This window comes from Lwoffella lincolnii (assembly GCF_002014765.1).
Taxonomy (GTDB): Bacteria; Pseudomonadota; Gammaproteobacteria; order Pseudomonadales; family Moraxellaceae; genus Psychrobacter; species Psychrobacter lincolnii.
The window spans coordinates 1-20,982 of record NZ_MUYT01000002.1 but is presented as its reverse complement, the minus strand read 5'-3'; the positions used below and the strand labels follow the sequence as shown (position 1 = coordinate 20,982).

Genomic DNA, 20,982 nt, shown 5'->3' with positions numbered 1-20,982 from the left:
TAAATAATGTTAAATCTTTTTATCTTATATAGTTGCATTGCTAGTTTTTTGATGTCCTATGTTTTTTATTCATCTCGTAGAAAGATAACGACAAATATAACGGCATATTTAATAAACTTATGTGCTACCGTATTGTTATCAACCTCTTTAGCAATCATAGCAAATGAATTGGACATTAAATATTTTTTATTTTTAATAATATTGTTACTTTTTATTTTTTATATTTCTTATATTTTATTAAAAAGAATCTCATAAATAAGCTGTAATAGGAGGTACATTTGGTGCAGCGGGTGCAGCAGCAGGTGGAAGAATGACTGTAGGAGCTAATATTTGGCGTTTTAATAGTCTTGCATTGAATTATTGAGTATGAGTAAATGCAGCTTGGAGACGATAATAAAAATTTTCACATTTTTCTAAATAAAATTATATTTTAAGAGTGTTGAACAGCAATTTTTCAACACTCATTACTTATAATTTAAATAGAGATTAAAACTGTGCTTGAAATAATAACATCAGTATTAGAAGCTTTGAGTGGTTATATTGGAGGCAGAGTTTTTAAGGATAAAAAATATACCTATAAAAAAATAATCATGTCATCTTTTGTGGTGTCAATCCTTTTTTTCTTAGCACATTCTTGTTATGAGTTTTTATTTTGGCAAAAAGAGTTTATAAAAATTAGTTTTATAATATCTTTAATATCATTTATTGTAATTTTACTTATGCTTTTACTTTTGAAAATTATGAATGATTTAAAAAAATAGATTTTGAGTAAAATAATATGAATAATTTATTCTTTTATCTTTTTTTTATCAGTTTTTGTGTTTATATTTCAACATCTGTTTACGCTTCTTATGCTTCTCCTTTTCATTTAAATCCACAAATACTCAAAACCCAAAATATTACCATTCAGTCATGGAAAGAACAAAAAGATGCAGGCGTAGTTAAGCAAGACCTAGATTATTCTTGTGGGGCATCATCGCTTGCCACCATCTTAACTTATTTTTATCAAAATCCCACTTCTGAACGTCAAATACTAGATGACATGGCTTTGTCTGATGTGATGGCTTCTTTTAGCGATTTGGCGATTGTTAGTCAAAAATATGGATTTATCGCCAAAGGTTTTACTACCAATTACGATACCTTATCAAAATTAAAAATCCCTGCCATCGTTTATCTTAATCACAAGCGAAGCGACCATTTTAGCGTTGTGCGTGCTATTGATAATGACAGGGTTTATTTGGCAGATTCAAGTTGGGGTAATCGAGTATTAAGCAAAAAACAATTTGAACAAATGTGGCATACCAACAATGACCCAAACTTACAAGGAAAGGTTTTATTGATACTGCCTAGCAATGAACAACAAAAACAGTTATCTGACACTAATTTCGTCAAGATACAAGACGCTCAAAAGTTGTTACGAGAATCCCCTGTGCTATTTCGAGACTTTTTATAGATAGCCAATATTTGCATTTGTAATCAAAGCCAAACAACCAATCCTTTGGCTTAACGCCCAGCCAGTTTATGGGCTTGGTGCTAAAATAGGTGGCAGATACAGGCAAGTCGTCAGGGTTTTTTGGGCTACTAAAATGATTTGATTCTAAATCGCTTGGGTTGTCAAGCATTGAAAGGTCAATAGCCAGCTTGTGCAAGTTTTGTTATAATCTTCGGCTTATGCCTGTTTGGTTTTGTGCCTACTTATCAGTTCAGTGTTTTGAATGGTTTTTTTTAAGTGGGCAATGTGGTTTTATTCGTTTTTTATTTCCATTTTTTTGTCTTGTGGTGATATGATTGGAGATGCCTAAAAATCCATCAATCAGCAAGTAGCAATCAGTAAGCATCAATTAACAAGCATATTCTTAATAAATAGATTTTTAATAAAGGTACTAAGGCAATATTATGGTTGCAATCACATTACCAGATGGCAGTGTTCGCCAATTTGACGGTGAAACAACAGTCATGCAAATCGCTCAAGACATCGGTGCTGGGCTTGCCAAGGCCACCGTGGCAGGTCGGGTGAATGGTCGGTTGGTCGATGCCAGCGACCCCATCACCACCGATGCCACGGTAGAGATAATCACCCCAAAAGATGATGCAGGCGTGGAGATTATCCGTCATTCAACCGCCCACCTTTTAGGTCATGCGGTCAAACAACTCTACCCTGATGTTAAAATGGTCATCGGGCCTGTCATTGATGATGGCTTTTATTACGACATTTATAGTGAACGCCCTTTTACCCCTGATGACATGGCAAAGATTGAAGCTCGCATGATGGAACTCATCAACCAAGATTATGATGTCATCAAAAAAATGACCCCACGAGATGAAGTCATCAAAACCTTTTTGGAGCGTGGTGAGACTTATAAACTCCGCTTGGTGGAGGACATGCCTGATGAAACCCACATGGGCTTGTATCACCATCAAGAATACATTGACATGTGCCGAGGTCCACATGTGCCCAACACTCGCTTTTTAAAGGCATTTAAGCTCACCAAAATGAGCGGTGCGTACTGGCGAGGAGACGCCAAAAACGAACAGCTACAACGCATCTATGGCACAGCATGGGCGGACAAAAAACAGCTTAAAGCCTACTTACAACGCCTAGAAGAAGCCGAAAAGCGAGACCATCGCAAAATCGGTAAAGCCTTGAACTTATTTCACATGCAAGAGCAAGCCCCCGGCATGGTGTTTTGGCACCCCAATGGCTGGACAATCTGGCAAGTACTTGAACAATATATGCGAAAAGTACAAAAAGACAATGGCTATCTTGAAATCAAAACCCCGCAAATTGTGGACAGAAGCTTATGGGAAAAATCAGGGCATTGGGATAACTATGGCGAGATGATGTTCACCACCGCCAGTGAAAAACGAGATTACGCCATCAAGCCGATGAACTGCCCGTGTCATGTGCAAGTATTTAATCAAGGCTTAAAATCCTACCGTGATTTGCCCCTACGCTTGGCTGAGTTTGGCTCATGCCACCGCAACGAGCCATCAGGGTCTTTGCATGGCATCATGCGTGTGCGTGGCTTTACCCAAGACGATGCCCACATCTTTTGCACCAATGCCCAAATTCGCTCAGAAGCCCTTAATTTTATCAAACTTACCCTTGATGTGTATAAAGACTTTGGGTTTGACCACATTCAAATGAAGCTGTCCACTCGCCCAGAAAAACGGGTTGGGGCAGACGAGTTGTGGGACTTGGCAGAACAAGCCCTAGCCGACGCCCTAGATAACGCTGGGCTTGACTGGGAGCTACAAGCAGGCGAAGGGGCGTTTTATGGTCCTAAGATTGAGTTTAGCCTACAAGATTGCATCGGACGGGTTTGGCAATGTGGCACATTACAGCTGGACTTTAACCTACCTGAACGCTTGGATGCTGAGTTTGTGGGAGAATCAGGCGAGCGTGAACGCCCTGTCATGCTTCACCGTGCGATTTTGGGGTCATTTGAACGCTTTATTGGCATTTTGATTGAACATTATGCAGGTCTCTTCCCAGCATGGCTTGCCCCCCAGCAAGTGGTTGTGATGAACATCACCGACAAGCAAGCTGACAGCGTGGGCGATGTGGTTAGCAAGCTAAACACCAAAGGCTATCGTGCCATCAGTGATTTGCGTAACGAAAAAATTGGCTTTAAAATCCGTGAACGCACCTTAGAACGCATTCCGTTCATGCTGATTTTGGGTGATAAAGAAGTGGAGAGTGGTACGGTCAATGTGCGTACTCGCACGGGCGATAACTTAGGCAGTATGAACCTTGACGACTTTATCAAAATATTAGATGGGGCGATTGAGAAAAAAGGTCGGCTAAATTTGTAAACAGAATAAGTTTATTAAGAAAAATCCATTCAAAACATTGAATGGATTTTTTAAAACCACGCTTAACGAAATTATTTTGTTGACAACCCATTTGTCTTTCCATTTGTCTTTCCATTTATCTTTATGGATATCATGAAAATCATCACACCATCATTATGTCTTTGCTTTATTTTTTTACTCATTCAACAAATGATTGTTGGCTTATCCACCTATTTTATTGCCAATCTTGCCATAGACATTGCTAAAAATGATGATTTTTTGCTAAACTTAGCTGGTTTTGTTTTATCGTTAATCATTGTTTATATTCCTGCTTATTTTGCCACCATTTATTTAGAAAAATCAAAATTTGACCTACTAAATAATTATGTGCAAAAATTTACGACAACTTTTTTTGGCAAAACTGTCTTGCTTAATAATAAAGAACTAAAAGACCAAAGCACCGTTTTTGTCAGTCAAGAGAGCAAATCAGTGATAGGTGACATGCTGGACTTTGCATTTGATGGCGTGGCACTGATTTTAAATTTATTGATTAACATCTTAATCTTGGGATTTTTTCTTGATTATGATTTATTGGTGGCGTATGCCGTTGGATTTTTATTGGTGGAATTTTTTATTTTTTACCATAAAAATCAAATATCTAAGATGTCAAAAATATCTCAAAAATCCAGAATATATTTTATTGCCATTTTAAATAAAATTTGGGACAATGTGATTATTTCTAATCAATATAATGTGGGTATTTTTAATCGTATTTATAAAAATAATTTTAACCGCTCAAAAAAATATCATATTCATAGCCAATCATTCAATCAATTAATTTCTAGTTTTGGTATAATTTTGTTTATGATTCCTGTATTGGGCTTGATTGTTTATTTATTTATCAAACACCACAATGATTATGTATTTTTATCATTGTTGGTTGCAACATTACCAAGACAAATACAGCTATTGCAAATGGGGCAGGCACTTGTTTTTCACCAAACCAATTTTTCTGGCATTAAAGCCAGATTTGTTGGTTTGCAAAATTCGTTAAATATGCCTGATATTGATATATTAAGCAGAATTAACTTTAAAGAGATTTTTATTAATAACATGCCATTGAGTGATTTTGATTTAAATCATTTGCCAAAAAATGGCAGAATGACGATTAAAGGGCGTAATGGGGCAGGTAAAAGCAGTTTTTTGTTGTATTTAAAAACATTATTATCAAATAGGGCTTTTTATTTGCCTGTCAGCCATGATTTATTTTTTCATCAAAATCATAAAAAATCCACAGGTCAAAAATTATCATCTCAATTAATGCAAATTAATAACAATAAAAGCGATGTTGATGTCATCATTCTTGACGAATGGGACGCAAACTTGGATGGCATCAACAAAAGTCATCTTGATGAGTTAATTAATGAATTGGCAAGACAAAGGTTAGTTATTGAAGTCAGGCATTAAAAACCCCTTGAAATCCCTGTCATTTTTAAGTAAAATATAAATCCATATTTTTATTTGGAGTATTTACCATTAAACCGTCAAACCGTTTAAACATCAATGAAGATATCCGTGCCAAAGAAGTCCGTTTGGTCAAAGAAGACGGCGAGCAGGTTGGTATTGTCGATATTAAATCAGCATTACAAGCTTCTCGTGATGCTGAACTGGATTTGGTTGAAATTGTTCCAGATGCCAAGCCACCTGTTTGCAAAATCATGGACTATAAAAAGTATTTGTACGACCAAAAACAGAAGGCAAAAGAAGCCAAAAAAAACCAAAAGCAGACCCAGCTCAAAGAGATGAAACTGCGTCCAGGCACAGAAGAAGCAGACTACCAAGTTAAATTGCGTAAAATTATCAGCTTCTTAGAAGACCAAGACAAAGTTAAAGTTACCATTCGCTTTCGTGGCCGTGAGATGGCCCACCAACAAATTGGCTTACAACAGCTTGAGCGTATCATCGAAGATACCGCCGAATATGCCAACGTTGAGCAACCACCCAAAATGGAAGGGCGACAGATGGGAATGTTGTTAGGACCAATGAAGAAAAAATCTTAAAAAGTTAGCCGTTGCTTATATTCATGAAAAAGTACGCAACCAGCGCTTAGACTGACACCATAAAGTCACCCATAAACTGATTTGCGAAAACCAAGCTACCAGTCATGCACTTGAAGATTTAGGTGTAAAAAATATGGTAAAGAACCATAAAAAGCAAGCATTAGCTGATGTGGCAGGACTTGCTACTGTGTAAAGAGTTCCCTCATGCCGATACTATTCAGCGATGGTGGCATGACGAAAGGTAGCAACTCAATCTAAGTAGGGGTTGCTATGGGTCGCAAGAATTCTCACGCCTACCGCTAGGTTTGGTGGTGGGAGTATGTCAACATATACCTTAATATATGGTACTCACTCACAATTTGATGTGAGTACATATGGTCATATGCAATCAGACATACTGACACCGTATATCACTGATGACCATATAGATGGTCATCATATGCCGTTGCCACGTTAATCTAAACCATCATGCTTTGATGATTCAGATTAACGTTTTTTTATGTATGCCAATTGGCGGTTAATTTGGTATTTGGTTTTGTTCGGTTATTGAATTACTTTGCTTACGGAATGACTTTGGTTCACAATGTCATTAATCATCATGTCATAAGGTAAACTGTCATAAGGAATGTCTCCATGCAAGAACTTACCCCCCCAGCCACCGATGTCAAACCCACCATTACCCTTGAGCCGCCCCAATCTGTTGCCCCTGTGGAACAAGATGACGCCAACCAAATGGTTAAATTAGATGAAAGCAAAATTCCTGAACTCGATGCTAAGATTAATGACTTTGTTGCCAGTGTGCTTGCCAGCCCTGTGAATACCCCAGCGTTTGATGAGAAAGTACAATCCATTCACCAGTTAGGCACAGCTGAAATCCGAGCATCCAGTCAGATGTCTAATCGCATGTTAGACAAATCTGCCAAAAGCATGAATGCGTCTTTATTTGACCAATCACCGATTGCCAAATCTTTGACCGAATTGCGTGCCATTGTCGAAGATTTAGAGCCAAGCAAACAAAATCTAATGCCAAGCTCTCGTAAGTTATTTGGGATTTTACCCTTTGGTAATAAAGTTCAAGATTATTTTCGCCAATACGAGTCGTCGCAAAAGCACATTAATGCAATCATCGAGAGCCTATATAATGGCAAAGATGAACTCATCAAAGATAATGCGGTGATTGAGCAAGAAAAAGTCAATCTATGGGCGTTAATGCAGTCATTGCGTCAATATATTTATGTTGGTCAGCAAATTGATGCCAAGCTGGAGAGTAAAATTATTGAGCTAGAAGCGACTGACCCAGAAAAAGCACGCATCGTTAAAGAAGAGATGCTGTTTTATGTGCGTCAAAAGAACCAAGACTTTTTGACCCAATTGGCGGTGAATATTCAAGGTTATTTGGCGTTGGACATGATACGTAAAAACAACCTTGAGCTGATTAAAGGGGTGGACAGAGCCACCACCACCACCATCTCAGCGTTGCGTACAGCGGTGATGGTATCGCAAGCATTAAGCACACAAAAACTGGTGCTTGACCAAATCAGTGCCTTAAACAAAACCACCAGCAGTATCATTGAATCAACCTCAATATTGCTAAAACAACAAACAACCGAAGTGCATCAACAAGCCACTGACAATACCATTGAGATTGAAAAGTTACAAAATGCCTTTAATAACATCTACGAGACTATGGACATCATCAGTGAGTACAAGCTTGTTGCTCTTGATAATATGAAAGAGACGGTCAATGTGCTAAGTAATGAAATAGATAAGGCCAATAAATATCTTGACCGAGTGAATCAAACCACCATTGTGGAAGTGTCTCGAGACATTAATTCTGAACCCAAACGTTTGGGAGAAGTGAAAATTTAACAGCATTGGCTAAAAAAGTCAGACATAAAAAGGCATAAAAAGGCACACAAAAAACCCCAAATTTATAATTTGGGGTTTATGGATAATGGTGGCTCGAGGCAGGATCGAACTGCCGACACAAGGATTTTCAGTCCTTTGCTCTACCGACTGAGCTATCGAGCCAAATCTGTTATCTGACATTTGTTCTCAGATGTTTGGCGATTTAAGTAACGTAAGTGATGTCGCATTGTTTTATATTGCTTGATGATGCGATGTGCTTCGTTGCGATGCGTATTAAACTAAATTTGTCTGATGCTGTCAAGTGGTTTTTACTCCTTTACTGACAGTAATTCATAATATTGCATGATTTGGTGCAATTTAATATCAACTGGTTCAAAGCGTCGAACGCCTTTTTTGCTCTCGGCATCATAAATAAGTTTGGCAAATTTGGCTTCGATGCCACGATTGTGGTTTTGTGGATGCACGGCTAAATATTGTAACCGTTTGGTATCAGCAATGCCATCATCGAAACAGCCTAACACACATATCGGCTTGTCATTAAACATGCCCACATACATCAGACCGCCTTGAGCAAATGCTCGTTCAAAGACCGCCGTCATTTCTTGGTTGTCGGTGAAGTGATGGGTGGGTTGATACAAAGCTTCGATGCGAATTTTTAGTTCGTCTGGGTGGGTGATTTGTCGCATCAATGGGGCATCAAAGCGTTGAATGGCAATGGCTTGTAGCGGCATGTGTGTCCTTAGGTATTTTGGTTATTCTTATCTTAAATGTTGTTCTTATCTTAAATGATGATGTTTGAAACGATTAAGACGTTAATCCCAGCACGTCTTGCATGTCATATAAGCCTGTTGATGACTTTTGACGCTGAGCCACCCAAATGGCCGCTCGTACTGCCCCTGTGGCAAAAGTCATTCGCTCACGGGCGTGATGCTTGATTTCAACCATTTCGCCATCTGTTATCAGCATGATGCCATGGTCGCCGATAATTTCACCGCCACGAATGGCATGAATGCCAATGCTGTTTGTTGCTCTTGCTCCTGTTTGCCCTTGGCGACCATAGATGACCACGTCATTTAACGCTTGACCACGAGCTTGGGCGGCCGTTTGTGCCATCATAAAGGCAGTACCAGAAGGGGCATCAACTTTATGCTTATGATGGGCTTCGATGATTTCAATGTCAGCGGTGTCGCCAAAGGCTTTTACCGCCATTTCAATGAGTTTGAGTGTTACATTGATGCCAGTGGAATAGTTGCCTGCATACACGATGGCAATGTCTTGGCTTGCTGTTTGTAGTTGGGCATTTTGCTGGTCATTTAGCCCAGTTGTGCCAATCACCATGGCAACCTGAGCGGTCTGGCAAATGGCAACGTGAGCCACAGTGGCATCAGGTGAGCTAAAGTCTATCAACACGTCCATGCCTGTGTCAGCAATGGCAGTGTCTAAGTCATCGGTTAATGCCACATTAAGCCGTTCCATACCGACCAGCTCACCTGCATCTACCCCCAACAGCGATGACCCCGCTCTTTCAATGGTGGCAACCAGTGTGGTGGCAGGGTTTTGACTGATGGCTTGTATCAACATGCGTCCCATGCGTCCACCCGCCCCAGCAATGCCGATATTGAGTGTCTTAGGTTGGGTCTGATTAATGTTTTGAGTGGCAGAAGTGGTCATGATATATCCAACAATGCGGTGAGTTCAGAAGGTGAGTTTAATAATCAATGTTGCCAGTATAAAGGTATTACATCAAGTCGCAAATAAAAATCTTGTGGTTTTTGTTTTAAAAATATTTTGGAAAATAAAGATGCAAGTTTTGAATGATTTGGTATATAATTATTATCTTTAATGATAATTGTTATCGTTATTATTGTCATTATTTTTTAATTCTGTCTGATTGGTGATGACAACATGACCATATGACAATGTTATATATGACAATGCCACTAAATCTTTTGGAGTATGGCATGTTACCTGCATATAAAAAGTTAGGTTTGGCTTGTGTTGGTTTATCTGTGGGTGTATTGACCGCTTGTGGTGATAGCAATGATGGGTTAGCTCAGCTTGTTAGGGACACAATAAGCCCTGTGCTGTTCATCAGTAATGAGCCAAATTCAGTGACAAAGCAACCCAAAATAACAATTCAAGGCAATGTCTCAGATAACATCAAAACAGGGTTGTCAGTGATAATAAGCAACAAACAAAACAACATCAGTCAACGCTTGGATATTGATAAAAATGGTGATTTTTTATCAGAAGTCAATCTAAAGCAAGGTGAGAATGAATATGTCATCACGGCGATTGATGAAGCTGGCAATAAAACTGAACAAAAAATCTTAATCGTACTGGATAATATTGCTCCAAAAATTGATTTGGCAAATGACTTAAAAGAGGCTGTCAGTCGCACCAGCGACATTATTTTGTCTGGCAAAGTAACGGATAATGCGTTATCTGCTGTGTTGCTGACTGTTGATGTGAATGGCCAGTCTGTACAGGATATTGATATCAACAGTTCGGGTGATTTTAAGTTATCTTTGGCTTTAGAAGCTGGTGATAATACGATACAACTGTCTGCCAAAGACAAAGTTGGCAATGTCAGCGTCTCAACACAACATGTTTATTTTGGCAATACTTTGACGGCGGCCAATTCGCACACAGGGGCATTGGTCAATGGTAAGCTATATGCGTGGGGACGTAATAATTTTGGGCAAGTGGGTATGGGGGAGGTGACGACACTGAAAAATAACAATCACCCAACCATGCCTGTGCTGATTGATAAAGCACCTGCCAATATTGTGTCAATTTCATTCAATCAAAACCATTCGGCTTTATTAACCAAAGAAGGTAAGGTATATACATGGGGAAGCGATACAAACGGTGAATTAGGTCGAGGAAATGGTGCAAAAGACAGTTGTGGCAAACAAAAAAATAATTGCCGTTTAGACATTGGATTGGTTGAAGGCTTGTCAGATGTGATTGCCATCAGCAGTGGTTATGCTCATAAACTGGCACTCACAAAAACAGGTGATGTTTGGGCATTTGGTAATAACAGTCAAGGGCAATTAGGACAAGACACAGCCACGATAAAAAACAGCAATGTGCCTGTCAAAGTAAATTTTTCTGCCAATGCCAATATGGGGAAAATTATCCAAGTGATTGCCAGCTCAGATGCGTCTTATGCCCTTGATAACAAAGGGCAAGTTTGGGCTTGGGGGTCAAATGAATATGGCAATTTAGGCAAAGGGCTTGTTTGTGATGAATATGACATCACATTAACACCCAACTGTATAAAACATGATTTCATACCTAGTATGGTTTTATTGCCCAACAAGCCAAATGTTACTGAATTGGCGGTTGGTCGTGACCATGTGCTTGCGCTCACGGATAAAGGGCATGTTTATGGCTGGGGACTAAATTTTAGTAGCCAAGTGGGCTATAAAGGCGATGATAAGGTTGGTACGGGTGATGCTTGGGAAGAAGTCATTGATAAACCAACCTTGTTACCGTGGTCAACAACGCAAACAGTCAAGCACATATATGCCAATGGCACAACCAGTTATGCCATGCTCAATAATCGTAAAATCTATCCTTGGGGGATATTTGGCGAGACGAATGCTGAAGGCAAAACAGAGTATGTTGAGCTAAGTATACCAACAGACAAATTACCCAATCTAACCGATGTCAATGACATGGCGGTGGGAGCATTGCATCAAATTGCCAAACGTAATAATCATGGTGGTATTTTTAGCTGGGGCTGGAGTTTTGAAGGGTCTCTTGGTGGCGAGAACATCACCAATATTTGGATGTATAATACCCCCATTGTGGTTGCTATACAATAAGAAGTATGCTGATAAAAAGCATGCTGATAAAAAGTGTGCTGCCTTGCCCATAACACGTTTGCCCATTAGGGTGAATCAAATCAGCCAAACTTATGAACAAGACAGATATTTATCAATGTATCTAAAAAAACATCATGAATAATCAATTTTTAGCCAACCATCATTTTTTAACCTTATCTGTGTTGATTGTGATGAGTATGACCGCTTGTGGCTCTCACTCATCAAGTGGTGATGATGTTTTGGCAAATAACAAAGCAACAAATAACAAGGCGACAAATAACAAAGCGGCAAATAATAACGCCATACAAAGCCCAGTAACACCGACCAACCCTAATCCCACAACACCCACCAATAAACCAAGGGTATGGTTGGAAAGTGGTGGCAATGCAACAGTGGCATATGATGAAAACCCCCCTTTTTTAACCCTAATCCCAAACTTAGACATCAGTCAACTTTCTGGTGTGTCACAAGGGCGAGAGTTATTCATTACCAACTGGCAACCCACTGGGCAGGGGCGAGCATTATTTGATGGGGTAGGACCTTTGTACAATGCGGTGTCTTGTACCAGTTGTCATGCTCAATTTGGGCGTGTTGTTCCATACCATGATGATGGAACGACAACCGATGGCGTGCTGTTTCGTATCGGTGATAACATGGGTGAACAGCACCCAATATGGGGTGGACAACTTCAGCCAAATGTAATCCCAAATAATATTGGACTATTGGCGGAAGGTAGTGTCAAAGTGAGCAATCAAACTGATGCTCAAGGTAGGAACTTTTGGCAATTTAACTTTACCCCAGCTGACAGCAATCAAAGTCTTGGCAAATATCGTTTGGGTGCCAGAATCGCACCCCAATTATTGGGTGTGGGATTGCTTGATTTAGTGCCACAAAGTGCGATTGAAGCCCTTGCTGATGAACATGACAGTAACCATGATGGCATCTCTGGGCGTGTGCATTGGGTGTATGAAGAAAACCAAAAACGCATTGGTAAATTTGGTTGGAAAGCCATTAACTCATCACTTCGCACCCAAAATGCCACCGCCATGTCTCAAGACATGGGCTTAACAACGCCAGTTCACATAGAATCAAGCTGTACCAACAATCAACCACTTTGCCTAAGTTTGCCACTAGGAGGCATGCCAGAAGTGTCAGACAGTGCCTTAACCGCAGTGGTTGATTTTATGACGGCTTTATCCGTCCCCGCCAGACGCATTAGTAACCAATCTGCCTTTGATAGAGGAGCAGATTTGTTTGATGCCGTTGGCTGTGGTGCGTGTCATAATCCAACTTTCACCACAGGCACAAGCCCCAAGTTTGGTGAATTGTCTAACCAAGTGATTTATCCTTATACCGATTTGTTGTTACATGATATGGGAGTAGGTTTAGATGATGGTGTTAAAGAAATCAATGCCCAAAGCTATGAATGGCGGACACCACCGTTATGGGGCATTGGCATCGTGGCAAAAAATCCAGACGCAAGGTTTTTGCATGATGGACGAGCCAGAACCTTAGAAGAAGCCATTAGATGGCATGGTGGTGAGGCCCAATCCGCTCATGATAAATTTCAACAACTTAGCAAACGTGAGAAAGTTGATTTTATGAGTTTTTTAAATGGGATTTGACTATTTAGCCATCATGAGCAAAAAGCCACCGACCTTACAGGGTGATATTTAGGAAATCACAGGAATATAAGGCAACGTCATGGTCATGCTGAAATCATGTGATTTGACTTTATTTTAATCAAATATGGGGTTGGTGTTGTCTCTATGGTTTTGTATAATTGCTTATACAAATTTTAATCTTACTGTTATATTTGTGGTTTATAATAGAGAGTTTGGCTATTTTTACGTAAATCATACAATTTTTACAAATACTCACTGTCTTTTCTTGCTTAATGGCTATAAGATACGCAACCATCAAATTAGTGACGGCTTATGTTTTAAGCCAGAGCTTAATCAACCTTAATCAATAATTGATTATTAATAATTGATTGTGATGAACAATTTAAGTTATATTCAATTCGTCAATCACTTTAGGAGAGTGTTATGAATTTTAAACTATTGGCCATGACTGGTTTAATCGCCGCCTCTATGGGGCTTACCGCTTGTGATAGCAAAAAAGAACAAGCCGTTGAGAGCATTAACAACGCTCAAGAAGAGCTTCAAGACGCAAAAGCCGAATTGCATGAAGCTGCTGCTGACGGTGAAGCGGTTGGTGCTGAATTGGCTGCCACTAATGAAGCCATCGCCACTGCTGACACAGCAGAAGTTGTGGTGGCTGCTGGTGATGCTGGGGCGGTGCAAGAAGCTGACCACATTCACACTGATACCAACGTTGCCGATGCAGCTGCCAATGAAGCCGTTGCCGCTGCTGATGGTACCACCACCACCACGGTAACCACTGAAGAAGTGGTTGTTGAAGAGTCTCATACTCATTAATTTGTCAGATTGGTCAGCTTTATTGCTTAGCTTAATTAAAAATTGGTGTGAGAAGTTGAGAAGCTGGCTTATCATTGATGCCCCCATATTATGGGGGCATTTTTATCCTCCGTTGCCGTAAACCTGCGACTTCAGGCGGTGGTTTTACGGCAACTTAAGTAGTTATGCTTACGCATCGGCCGCTGTTTAGTGTGGCGTCCTTGCGTGTCAGCGACACTCATGTTCAATATACTGGCGGATAATCTCAATTGGAGCACCGCCACAGCTACCTGCAAAGTAACTGGGTGACCACAACGCACCACCCCATAACTGCTTAGAAATAGATGGATACTGCTTTTTGCGAATAAGCCGACTAGACACGCCTTTCAAACTATTAACTAAACTTGAAATAGCCACCTTGGGCGGATAATTCACCAACAAATGCACATGGTCATCCTCACCGTCAAACTCCACAAGCTTGGCTTCAAACTTTTTGCACACACCATCAAAGATAGCCTCAAGGTCATCAAGAACTTGTTTGGTGAAAACTGCTCGTCGATACTTGGCGACAAAGACCAAATGCACATGCAAATTAAAGACAACGTGTCTATCACATCTTAAGCCACGTCTTAAATCGTTTTCCATTGATTAGACCAATATTGAATAAAAGGTAATATCAGTATAAACTAGCCCTATGAAAACCCTCAAGCTACGCATCAAAGACAAACACGCAAATCAGCTAAACAAAATAGCTGGCAGTGTTAACTATGTGTGGAACTACGTTAATGAATTAAGTTGCAAACACCTACAAAAGACTGGTAAATTCTTTTCAGCCTATGACCTAAATACTTACACCAAAGGCAGTGGAGAACTATTAGGCTTACACTCACAAACCCTACAAGCCATCAATGAAACCCACGCCAAAAGCCGAAAGCAATTTAAAAAAGCCAAACTAAATTGGCGAACTAACCGACCCGATGCCAAACGCAAAAGCCTAGGCTGGATACCCTTTAAAAAGTCTGCTATTAAGTATCTAAGCACAAGACAAACAGGCAAAAAAGCACTTAAATCAACCATACAGCTATCGCTCTCTAAGGGTCAAAAGCTCATCATAGATGTCTTTGATAGCTACAACCTAAGTCTATATCAAATCAACACTTGCGAGTTAGTACAAGACAGCCGTAACCGTTGGTATGCCTGTATTACCGTCAAAGACTACCCTAAAACCACTTGTGGCAAAGGTAGCGTTGGCATTGACCTAGGACTAAAAGACAGTGCCACCACCTCAAACGGTAATAAACTACAAATCAAACAGACCCAAGCATGGGCTAAAAAATTAGCAATCGCTCAACGTACCAAAAACAAACAGCGTGTTAAAGCAATCCATGCCAAAATCAAAAATACAAGGTTAGACTTAATTCATAAATTCACCACCCAATTAGTCAAAGACAATGCCCTAATTGTGGTTGGTGACGTTAAAACCACCCAATTTAACAGTAAAAAAGGCAAACTAGCCAAAAGCGTATATGACGCAGGATGGTTTGAACTCAAACGACAACTGGAATATAAATGCAAGCATGCAGGTTGTCGTTTTGAAATCGTGAATGAGAAATACACTACCCAAACTTGCTCGTACTGTGGCGATATGTCCAGTAGTCCGAAAGGTAGAGCAGGTTTGCGATTAAGAGAATGGACTTGTGTAAAGTGTGGCACATGGCATGATAGAGACATCAATGCCAGTCGGAACATTCTTGCGGTCGGGCTTGACCGTCTGGGAGCAGGAATCCCCGAAAGATAGGGAGGGGAGGAAGTCAAACCTTTTGTAAATTCATTCACAATCATTCCCCACCCAAATCAAAGATAAAAGTAAATCAAAGATGAAAGATGGGTGGGGAAAAATGATGGGTAGAGAATGATGCCTGATGAGTTAAATCAGGCTTATCATTCAAAATTTACAATCCTGCCTTTTTTAGTAATGCCCCCAAACTGCCTAATTGATTGGCATTGTCTTTAGAATTGACTTTGGCATGGCTCTTTGTACTCTTGGTATTTTTACCATGACCAGAGTGATTGTCTTTGTGGTGATGCTGTGTCTTGCTGGATTTTTGGGAGGAGGAGGGGCGAGAAGATTGGTTGCGACTGCCACGCCCAGTGTGAGTTTTGCTGTGTTGCTTATTTTGATGGTCAGTGTCTGTTTTAATCGGACTGCCATCTTGAGTACGACGGTCTTTGGCGGATTGGTTGGCTTCTTTGCCCACCTCTTTCATGCTAAGCCCAATGCGACGACGCTCTTTATCAACGGACAGCACTTTGACGGTGATGATGTCGCCAGGTTTAACACGATTGAGTGGGTCTTGGATAAAGTCATTCGCCATTTCAGAGATGTGCACCAGTCCATCTTGATGCACCCCCACATCGACAAAGCAACCAAAAGCGGTAACGTTAGTTACCACGCCTTCAAGTTCCATGCCAACGGATAAATCGCTGATGTCATTGACATCATCACGAAAATTGGCGGTTTTAAATTCAGGCCTTGGGTCATGAGCAGGTTTGGCAAGCTCGTTTAACACGGATTGAATGTTATTGGCGTGGCTGTTTTCGGTCTGGGTGTTTTCGGTTGAGCTGACATCGTTGTCAGTAATAAATTGGCTGATGTCCAGCTCTTTTAGGGCTTGTTCTTGACCGATGACATCTGCTAACGATTTGCCAGCTTGGGTAAGTAACGTGGCGACCATGGCATAGCTTTCTGGATGCACGCCAGTGGCATCAAGTGGTTCTTCACCATCACGAATGCGTAAAAACCCAGCCGCTTGTTCAAAGGTTTTAACCCCCAGTCTGGGAACATTTTTCAGTTGTTCACGGTTCTTAAATGCCCCATGCTCTTGACGGTAGGTGATGATTTGTTGTGCAACGTTGCGATTTAGTCCAGCGATGTGTGACAAAATGGCAGGGCTGGCGGTGTTTACGTCCACGCCCACAGCATTCACACAATCTTGAGTGACTTTATCTAGGCTGTCTGCCAGTTGGTTTTGGTTGACATCGTGTTGATATTGTCCTACGCCAATAGCTTTTGGGTCAACTTTAACCAGTTCAGATAAGGGGTCTTGTAGTCGGCGGGCGATGGATACTGCCCCACGCAATGATACATCTAGCTCACCCAGCTCATTGCTGGCCAGTTCACTGGCAGAATACACCGATGCGCCAGATTCATTGACCACGATTGCGGTGGCGGTGAGATTGTCTTCTTTTAGGATATTTTTGATTAACGCATCGGTCTCTCGGCTGGCGGTACCATTGCCAATGGCGACTAAATTTACCCCATGGTCACGAATGAGTTGGCTGATGGTGGTTTTGGCTTCAGCGACTTTGTTATCAGGTTGGAACGGATATACGGTGGCGGTGGCAGGGTTGCCATTTGTGTCTTTAGCCACATGACCTTGGGCATCAATCACCGCCATTTTTACCCCATGACGGATACCGGGGTCAACGCCTAAGATGATTTTTGCTCCAGCAGGGGCTGCCATCAGCAGGTGCTTTAAGTTATTGGCAAACACATTGATGGCATCGGCTTCGGCGGTTAGGCGTTTTTCGGTCAGTAGCCGATGTTCGATGTGTGGTCGCCATTTGTCTGCCCAAAGGTTTGTTGCCGTTTCTTGTAAAAAGGTTTGGCGTTCAATTGGCTGTTTGTCATTAAGAGCAAAGTGGCTGATGATTTGTTCAATAAAAGGGGTGTCTTCGCCATCTACCTTGAGTGTCAGCACGTTTTCTTGTCGCCCTCTTAGCATGGCAAGTAGGCGGTGGTTGGGTAAGCGGGTTAGGTTTTCGCTGTGGTTAAAATAGTCTTTAAACTTCTCACCCACGTCTCGTTTTTCTTCATTGGCAAGGCTGGCATTGATGGTGGCGGTTTTGCTAAAACCATGACGCACCTTGTCTAATAAGTCCAGTTGTTGTGTCCATTCATCAATGATGATGGCTTGCACGCCTGCCAACTGTTTGTCAAGGTCGCTAAAGTCCACATCAATGGGTTCACCTGTGTCATCAGTGACTGTCTCGGGGGGTTGGTAGTCAGCCAAGGCAACGGTCGGGCTGATTGATTCGTTTAAAATGGTGTGAGCGATGCTGTCTAGTCCAGCTGCCTGTGCCTTGGCAGAGAGTGAACGGCGACGTGGGCGATAAGGCAGATAGATGTCTTCTAACTCAAGCTTGGATTTGGCATTGTCGATGCGAGTTTTTAAGTCATCGGTAAGCTTGCCTTGATTGTGTAATAACTGCACGATTTTGTGACGGCGTGTTGCCATGTCACGTTCATAATTAAGAGCAGTCTCAAGGTGTCTTAGTTGAGCATCGTCCAAGCCTCCTGTCTGTTCTTTGCGATAGCGAGCGATGAACGGCACAGTTGCTCCGTCATCATACAGTTTGACAAAGGCGTCAATTTGGCTGCGTTTAACACTCAGCTCATTGGCAAGTTTGTCATGAATGTGTGCTTGGGTTTGTGGGTCTAGAACGTCATCAAGGGTGGTGGCAGACATGCGTTATCCGTTATCGTATCTGTTGCTGTTAGTATGGGTGCTGTTATTATGGGGTACGTATCATGTTCAATGAAACTAAATGGCAGACATTATAACAAAGAATAACAAGGAATAACAAAGAAAGATTGTCTGTAAATGTTCAACTACTTTTACGTTTTGTATGATGCAATTTGTTTGTCAATCTTATACACTTATTCACACAGGTGTATTTTTATGGTTTTTTTCACCGTTGTTTTTTATCAAACAGCTTGTCAGCCAGTCGCACAATAGTAAGCAAAGCAGTAAGCAGTAAGCAATGGCATGATAGCAAATCATCACACAAGATAAGGATAACGCCATGATGGCAGATGACCCAAATCAAAATGACGACATGACAGACATCACCAACCTGCAACATCAAAAGCAGGCATATAAAGATGCCTGTGAGCATTTTAATCAACGCATCTTGGTGGTAGATGATGATGCTCGCTTGCGGACATTGTTACAGCGGTTTTTAGAAGATGATGGCTATGTGGTGCGTACCGCTCACGATGGCAACCAAATGGATAAGCTGATGCAACGAGAAATGTTTTCTTTGATTGTGTTGGATTTGATGTTGCCTGGTGAAGATGGCATCAGCATCTGTAAGCGTCTGCGTCAAGACAGTGGCGACATTCCCATTATCATGCTGACCGCCAAAGGCTCAGATAATGACCGCATCGCAGGGCTTGAAGCAGGGGCAGATGATTATTTGCCCAAGCCATTTAACCCAAAAGAATTGCTCGCTCGCATCAAAGCTGTACTGAGACGACAAAGCCGTGAGTTACCCGGAGCCCCAAGCCAACAGGTGGAGGTGATTGAGTTTGGTCCTTGGACGCTGGATTTGTCCACTCGCATGTTGAAGCGAGATGATTCGGTGGTCACTTTAACCACAGGGGAGTTTTCGGTATTAAAGGCGTTGGTACAGCACCCTCGGGAGCCATTGACTCGTGATAAGCTGATGAATCTTGCTCGTGGGCGTGAATGGGGGGCGATGGAGCGTTCAATTGATGTGCAGGTATCTCGTTTGCGTCGTTTGATTGAAGATAACCCTTCTCAAGCACGCTACATTCAGACGGTGTGGGGCGTGGGTTATGTGTTTGTGCCTGATGGGGAAAACTGATTTGATGTCGTGATGACTGCCATCATAAGGTTGGTTGTTTTTAATCCTTGATTATTCCTAATGCTTAGTTATTTCTTCGCCAAAGCCAATCGGTCAATTGCATCAATGGACTGAGGTTGGCGGTTTTACCGAAGGCACAAGTTAGGTTGGCTTTTGCGTCATCATATAAACTTTGGGCGTACGTTTTTGCTTGAGCCACCCCCATCAATTTGACATACGTGGATTTGTCAAGTTTTTCATCACTGCCTGTGGGTTTGCCCAATGTGTTGTTGTCAGAGATGACATCTAAAATGTCGTCTTGCACTTGGAATGCTAACCCCAAGCTTTTGGCAAAGCCAGTCAGGGCGGTTGTCTGTTGATGATTTGCCTGAGCATCATTTATCTTGGCACACATCGCCCCCATCAATACGGACGCTTCAATCAACGCTCCTGTTTTGTCTGTATGAATGGCTTGCAGTTGAGTTTGGTTTAGGGTTTGGTTTTCGCCATTTAAGTCCAACATCTGTCCGATGACCATGCGTCTGGCACAAGGGGCAAACACCCTAAGCAGTTGCTGACAGCTGGGGGCATCGGTGTGTTTGTCAAAAGCATTGCCAGAGAAAATGTCTGCCACCAAGGCTTCAAACGCCAATGTTTGTAACACATCACCCACCAATAGGGCAGTGGCTTCATCAAAGGCAATATGACACGTGGCACGCCCTCGACGTAGGTTGTCATCGTCCATACATGGCAAATCGTCATGCACCAGTGAATAACCATGCAAAAACTCCACCGCCAGCATCGAACGGCGGACGACATCGGGCAACGACGCATGAGCCAAGCCATCACATGATGCAGGGTGCAGGCTGGCATAAGCACAAGCCACCAATAAAGGACGCACCCGTTTGCCATGACCTGCCATCACATAATGACAGGCATCACCTAAGGGTGTGGGCAAGTGGCCATGTTGTAACAATACGGTGCTGTCTTGCTGAAACTGAGCCAATGTCTGTGCCATAAAGTCAGAAAATGCCTGCTGTGCCATGCTGGTTCTCAAAGACATGCTAATCTGTTCCTTAAAACCCATCTAAACCTACCCAAAGGTAAATTTAGCGTTTAATTTCTACTTCAACGTTGTTTGCCTTATTCATTTGAACTTGGACTTACATCAACTCCATAGACTAACACGGTAGAACCTACCGCTTGTTTATATTAAGATAAAGTTAGGACTTTATCCGCCTTGTTTAAAATGTTTAAACTTGCATTCACATCACGGTCATGACTTGCTTTACAATTTGGGCAAGTCCATAGACGTGTTGCTAACGTCAAGTTTTCTTTAGCCATCACAAAACCACA

Annotated in this window: 16 protein-coding genes and 1 tRNA gene; 10 read left to right on the top strand and 7 right to left on the bottom strand. The window is 41.5% G+C overall.

The window, feature by feature from the left end; translation table 11 throughout:
- The first annotated feature begins 778 nt into the window (after nt 1-778).
- The 5 genes from B0682_RS01415 to B0682_RS01395 all read left to right on the top strand — a co-directional run bounded on the left by B0682_RS01415 (nt 779) and on the right by B0682_RS01395 (nt 7,724).
- Nucleotides 779-1,453 (top strand): C39 family peptidase, encoded by a 675-nt coding sequence (locus tag B0682_RS01415; RefSeq protein ID WP_078306331.1) that lies wholly within the window; start codon nt 779-781, stop codon nt 1,451-1,453.
- Between the two features lie 443 nt (nt 1,454-1,896).
- Nucleotides 1,897-3,816: a threonine--tRNA ligase gene (gene thrS, locus B0682_RS01410; protein ID WP_078306330.1), complete on the top strand. Its 1,920-nt coding sequence runs from the start codon at nt 1,897-1,899 to the stop codon at nt 3,814-3,816.
- 132 nt (nt 3,817-3,948) lie between these two features.
- Nucleotides 3,949-5,262, top strand: a complete 1,314-nt coding sequence (locus tag B0682_RS01405; protein WP_078306329.1) for an ATP-binding cassette domain-containing protein — start codon at nt 3,949-3,951, stop codon at nt 5,260-5,262.
- 92 nt (nt 5,263-5,354) lie between these two features.
- Nucleotides 5,355-5,855 (top strand): translation initiation factor IF-3, encoded by a 501-nt coding sequence (gene infC / locus B0682_RS01400; RefSeq protein ID WP_205760088.1) that lies wholly within the window; start codon nt 5,355-5,357, stop codon nt 5,853-5,855.
- A gap of 633 nt (nt 5,856-6,488) precedes the next feature.
- Nucleotides 6,489-7,724 (top strand): toxic anion resistance protein, encoded by a 1,236-nt coding sequence (locus tag B0682_RS01395; RefSeq protein ID WP_078306327.1) that lies wholly within the window; start codon nt 6,489-6,491, stop codon nt 7,722-7,724.
- 86 nt (nt 7,725-7,810) lie between these two features.
- On the opposite strand, the gene B0682_RS01390 is transcribed toward B0682_RS01395, so the two are convergent.
- The 3 genes from B0682_RS01390 to dapB form a co-directional block, all read right to left on the bottom strand.
- Nucleotides 7,811-7,886: transfer RNA gene (locus tag B0682_RS01390), tRNA-Phe, on the bottom strand.
- 146 nt (nt 7,887-8,032) lie between these two features.
- Complete coding sequence (locus B0682_RS01385) at nt 8,033-8,455, bottom strand: hypothetical protein (RefSeq protein WP_078306326.1); 423 nt, start codon at nt 8,453-8,455, stop codon at nt 8,033-8,035.
- Between the two features lie 73 nt (nt 8,456-8,528).
- The gene (gene dapB, locus B0682_RS01380; protein ID WP_078306325.1) at nt 8,529-9,395 is read right to left on the bottom strand and encodes a 4-hydroxy-tetrahydrodipicolinate reductase; all 867 of its coding nucleotides are present in this window, start codon (nt 9,393-9,395) and stop codon (nt 8,529-8,531) included.
- Between the two features lie 290 nt (nt 9,396-9,685).
- On the opposite strand from dapB, the gene B0682_RS01375 reads away from it, so the two are divergent.
- From B0682_RS01375 to B0682_RS01365, 3 genes are all read left to right on the top strand, one after another.
- Entirely contained in the window at nt 9,686-11,557 is a 1,872-nt protein-coding gene (locus B0682_RS01375) for an RCC1 domain-containing protein (RefSeq protein WP_078306434.1), read from the top strand.
- A gap of 134 nt (nt 11,558-11,691) precedes the next feature.
- Nucleotides 11,692-13,182, top strand: coding sequence for a di-heme oxidoredictase family protein (locus B0682_RS01370; RefSeq protein WP_078306324.1), 1,491 nt, complete (start codon nt 11,692-11,694; stop codon nt 13,180-13,182).
- 423 nt (nt 13,183-13,605) lie between these two features.
- Nucleotides 13,606-13,998 carry a hypothetical protein gene (locus B0682_RS01365; RefSeq protein ID WP_078306323.1) on the top strand — a complete coding sequence of 131 codons (393 nt, stop codon included), beginning with the start codon at nt 13,606-13,608 and terminating at the stop codon, nt 13,996-13,998.
- 207 nt (nt 13,999-14,205) lie between these two features.
- On the opposite strand, the gene tnpA is transcribed toward B0682_RS01365, so the two are convergent.
- Nucleotides 14,206-14,622 carry an IS200/IS605 family transposase gene (gene tnpA, locus B0682_RS01360; RefSeq protein ID WP_078306322.1) on the bottom strand — a complete coding sequence of 139 codons (417 nt, stop codon included), beginning with the start codon at nt 14,620-14,622 and terminating at the stop codon, nt 14,206-14,208.
- 49 nt (nt 14,623-14,671) lie between these two features.
- Here tnpA and B0682_RS01355 point away from each other — a divergent pair, with 49 nt between their 5' ends.
- Nucleotides 14,672-15,775, top strand: a complete 1,104-nt coding sequence (locus tag B0682_RS01355; protein WP_078306321.1) for an RNA-guided endonuclease InsQ/TnpB family protein — start codon at nt 14,672-14,674, stop codon at nt 15,773-15,775.
- A 154-nt stretch (nt 15,776-15,929) separates the two neighbouring features.
- Here the strand turns inward: B0682_RS01355 and B0682_RS01350 are convergent, their stop codons facing one another.
- Complete coding sequence (locus tag B0682_RS01350; protein WP_078306320.1) at nt 15,930-18,506, bottom strand: Tex family protein; 2,577 nt, start codon at nt 18,504-18,506, stop codon at nt 15,930-15,932.
- Between the two features lie 337 nt (nt 18,507-18,843).
- Here B0682_RS01350 and ompR point away from each other — a divergent pair, with 337 nt between their 5' ends.
- Nucleotides 18,844-19,647 (top strand): osmolarity response regulator transcription factor OmpR, encoded by an 804-nt coding sequence (gene ompR, locus B0682_RS01345; protein ID WP_240494808.1) that lies wholly within the window; start codon nt 18,844-18,846, stop codon nt 19,645-19,647.
- A gap of 64 nt (nt 19,648-19,711) precedes the next feature.
- Here the strand turns inward: ompR and B0682_RS01340 are convergent, their stop codons facing one another.
- Together B0682_RS01340 and B0682_RS01335 are read right to left on the bottom strand one after the other, a co-directional pair.
- On the bottom strand, nt 19,712-20,689 hold the full coding sequence (locus B0682_RS01340; RefSeq protein WP_411350668.1) for a polyprenyl synthetase family protein: 978 nt from the start codon (nt 20,687-20,689) through the stop codon (nt 19,712-19,714).
- Between the two features lie 149 nt (nt 20,690-20,838).
- Complete coding sequence (locus B0682_RS01335) at nt 20,839-20,970, bottom strand: transposase (RefSeq protein WP_240494816.1); 132 nt, start codon at nt 20,968-20,970, stop codon at nt 20,839-20,841.
- Between the last annotated feature and the right edge of the window lie 12 nt (nt 20,971-20,982).

Excerpts from the sequence above, each read along its gene's own strand:
- B0682_RS01415 (WP_078306331.1), top strand. The coding sequence starts at position 779 with ATGAATAATTTATTCTTTTATCTTTTTTTTATCAGTTTTTGTGTTTAT.
- thrS (WP_078306330.1), top strand. The coding sequence starts at position 1,897 with ATGGTTGCAATCACATTACCAGATGGCAGTGTTCGCCAATTTGACGGT.
- B0682_RS01405 (WP_078306329.1), top strand. The coding sequence starts at position 3,949 with ATGAAAATCATCACACCATCATTATGTCTTTGCTTTATTTTTTTACTC.
- B0682_RS01395 (WP_078306327.1), top strand. The coding sequence starts at position 6,489 with ATGCAAGAACTTACCCCCCCAGCCACCGATGTCAAACCCACCATTACC.
- B0682_RS01385 (WP_078306326.1), bottom strand. The coding sequence starts at position 8,455 with ATGCCGCTACAAGCCATTGCCATTCAACGCTTTGATGCCCCATTGATG.
- dapB (WP_078306325.1), bottom strand. The coding sequence starts at position 9,395 with ATGACCACTTCTGCCACTCAAAACATTAATCAGACCCAACCTAAGACA.
- B0682_RS01375 (WP_078306434.1), top strand. The coding sequence starts at position 9,686 with ATGTTACCTGCATATAAAAAGTTAGGTTTGGCTTGTGTTGGTTTATCT.
- B0682_RS01370 (WP_078306324.1), top strand. The coding sequence starts at position 11,692 with ATGAATAATCAATTTTTAGCCAACCATCATTTTTTAACCTTATCTGTG.
- B0682_RS01365 (WP_078306323.1), top strand. The coding sequence starts at position 13,606 with ATGAATTTTAAACTATTGGCCATGACTGGTTTAATCGCCGCCTCTATG.
- tnpA (WP_078306322.1), bottom strand. The coding sequence starts at position 14,622 with ATGGAAAACGATTTAAGACGTGGCTTAAGATGTGATAGACACGTTGTC.
- B0682_RS01355 (WP_078306321.1), top strand. The coding sequence starts at position 14,672 with ATGAAAACCCTCAAGCTACGCATCAAAGACAAACACGCAAATCAGCTA.
- B0682_RS01350 (WP_078306320.1), bottom strand. The coding sequence starts at position 18,506 with ATGTCTGCCACCACCCTTGATGACGTTCTAGACCCACAAACCCAAGCA.
- ompR (WP_240494808.1), top strand. The coding sequence starts at position 18,844 with ATGATGGCAGATGACCCAAATCAAAATGACGACATGACAGACATCACC.
- B0682_RS01340 (WP_411350668.1), bottom strand. The coding sequence starts at position 20,689 with ATGTCTTTGAGAACCAGCATGGCACAGCAGGCATTTTCTGACTTTATG.
- B0682_RS01335 (WP_240494816.1), bottom strand. The coding sequence starts at position 20,970 with ATGGCTAAAGAAAACTTGACGTTAGCAACACGTCTATGGACTTGCCCA.